This window comes from Mesorhizobium sp. M1A.T.Ca.IN.004.03.1.1 (genome assembly GCF_003997555.1).
Taxonomy (GTDB): domain Bacteria; phylum Pseudomonadota; class Alphaproteobacteria; order Rhizobiales; family Rhizobiaceae; genus Mesorhizobium.
The window spans coordinates 1-230 of the sequence record NZ_RZTV01001205.1 but is presented as its reverse complement, the minus strand read 5'-3'; the positions used below and the strand labels follow the sequence as shown (position 1 = coordinate 230).

The 230-nt window shown below is 62.6% G+C and carries 1 pseudogene; it reads left to right on the top strand.

The features are described from left to right. Window positions 1-181, top strand: a pseudogene (locus EOD29_RS35505) (pyruvate/2-oxoglutarate dehydrogenase complex dihydrolipoamide dehydrogenase); the annotation flags it as partial. Window positions 182-230: the final 49 nt, after the last annotated feature.

Here is a 230-nt window from a genome sequence, read left to right as displayed (position 1 = left end):
GACCAAGCAAATCCTCGGCGCGGCGATCCTCGGCATCGAGGGCGACGAGGTGATCCACGGCCTGATCGATGCGATGAATGCGGGAACGACCTATCCCGCGCTGAAATGGTCGGTGCCGATCCACCCGACGGTGTCGGAGCTGATCCCGACGCTGCTTGCAGATTTGAAGCCCGTGGCCTGACCCTTCGGGAACAACCGGGACGGGCTGCCATGTCTATCGAAGCGCTGAT